General features: G+C 58.2%; 1 pseudogene. It reads left to right on the top strand.

The annotated features are described in order from the left end of the window. Positions 1-2,131 (top strand): annotated as a pseudogene (locus ACTG3X_RS14365) (hypothetical protein); the annotation flags it as partial.

Genomic DNA, 2,131 nt, shown 5'->3' with positions numbered 1-2,131 from the left:
TACGGCGGTAACGGCTCTGATGGTATGCCCGTCCACCCCAACGCACTGCGCAACCTGAAATCAACAACCAACTCATTCGCAACAGCTGCATCGGAACTGATCGATGCAATCTCTCCTCCCATTGTGGTTGGGGCGGCTGTGGGTGTGCCGAAGCCCAGTGCGATTGTCACGAAGTCCATCAAATTTGCGGGCAAGGCGTTCGACTTTGCGACTGCCATTTATGAAAATGTCACGTGGGGCATCAACCTGGCCAACGGTATCGCGGGCATGGGTGGTGCTGGCGGCGAAGGCGGCGAAGGCGGCGGCGGCGACGAGTTCTTCGGCGGTGGTGCCGGTGGCGCTGGTGGTAACGGTGGCGAAGGTGCTCTGTCGTTTACTGACGGTGGCGACGGTGGCAACGGTGGTCGCGGCGGTGACGGCGGGTTTGGTGCTGGCGGCGGCGGCGGCGGTGCCGGCGGTGACGAAGGCTCGACAGGCGCGGCCAACGGCGGCGACCCTGGTGAGGGCGGTTTCGGTGGCTTTGCCGCGGGTGACGGTAGCAACGGCAACGGTCTGTATGGTGACGGCGGGTCTGGCTTCGGCGGTGCGATCTTCGTGCGCGAAACAGGTACGCTGACGATCACGGGCAACGCACACTTCCAGAACAACGTGGCACGCGGCGGCTCAAGCAACAACTTGGGTTCAGCAGGCGATGGCGCGGGTGCGGCGATCTTCATGATGAAGGGCAGCACGGTTACACTTGCTCCGGGTGCAGGCAATGTCATCGTCTTTGATGACGAAATCTCAGATGACTCCGCCGCAACCTATGAAGGCGCACCCTTTGCAGAGGGTGCAGGTGCCGATATCATCATCCATGGTGATGGTGGCCGCGTTGTCTTCAATGCCGAGAACACCTACTCAGGTGATACAATCCTGCGCGGCGCGACACTCGACGCCGTTCTGGGCGAAGGTGTCAACGACGCATCACGCCTCCGCTTTGATGGCGGCGGATCGATCGGGAGCCAACTCAGCCTCGGCACAACGGGCACACTTCTGTTGAACGAAGACCTGACAGGCCGCCGCGTGGGTAATTCCAACTCTCAGGTCAAGTGGAGCGGCTCAGGCGGCTTTGCGGCGGGTGATGTTGACGGTTTCACCGTCAATCTTGGCGAGGTTCTGCCGGGTGTAGGCCAAAATCTTGAGTGGGGTGACAACGGCTTCTTTGAAGGCGCGACCACAAGTACGCTGACATTCGGTTCTGATGAATCGCTTGGTCACATCGTGTTTGCAAACAACGTTGATGTCCTCGGGACAGCGGGCACAGACTCTGCACGGGTCGCTGTCTATAACACTGGTACGCAAACATCCGCAGATGTTGCCTTCCTTACGGGGAACTGGAGCGGTGCTGGTCTGGCTGTCGGGGATGCATCCAGCGACTATACGGGCCTTCTCTATATCACGGGTCAGAACACGCTTGAGCAGTTCCAGGTTCTTGGCGGCACTGTCAGCACGTTCAACATTGAAGATCCAACAGCATCAGGCACATTGCTTGGCGCGGGCGGTGACCTGAATGTGGGTGAAGGCAGCACATTGCAACTTTACGGTGCTGAAAATGCCGGAGCTGTAACAGTTGCCGCTGCGGGCACGGTCTCAAGCGGTGAGCTGAACATTTACAACGCTGTGACAGCCACCGATGTTGGCAACTCTGGTATGTTGGTCATCGACTCGGGCACAGACATTCTGGGCACAACAGACGGTGCCGACGGTATGTTGCAAACAGCAGGTTCGCTTGAAGCGTCTGGCACGATCACAAACGCCTCGATTTTGATCCAGAACGGCTCCATCACGGCTGGCACACAAGTCATCAACGATGGCTACTGGAGTGTCGTGTCTTCAAACGAACTCAAAATCACTAACACAGCAACTGGTGTTGCTGCTGCAGGTTTGACAGGTACAGGTACATTCTGCCTCGAAACAGCTGGTGGCAATGGCGCGACATGTGAGGGTGAGTCAGAAGACCCCGTCGCTATCGCAACAACGCTGACAATAGACCAAGCTGGCGATAGCCTTTTTGACGGTGTCTTTGCTGGCCTCGGTAACCTGACCAAACCAGGCGCAGGTGACCTGCTCCTCTCTGGCACAAATACCTTCA

Origin of the sequence: Lentibacter sp., assembly GCF_965658795.1 — a bacterium.
Classification (GTDB): domain Bacteria; phylum Pseudomonadota; class Alphaproteobacteria; order Rhodobacterales; family Rhodobacteraceae; genus Lentibacter.
This window is presented reverse-complemented; position numbering and strand designations above follow the sequence as displayed.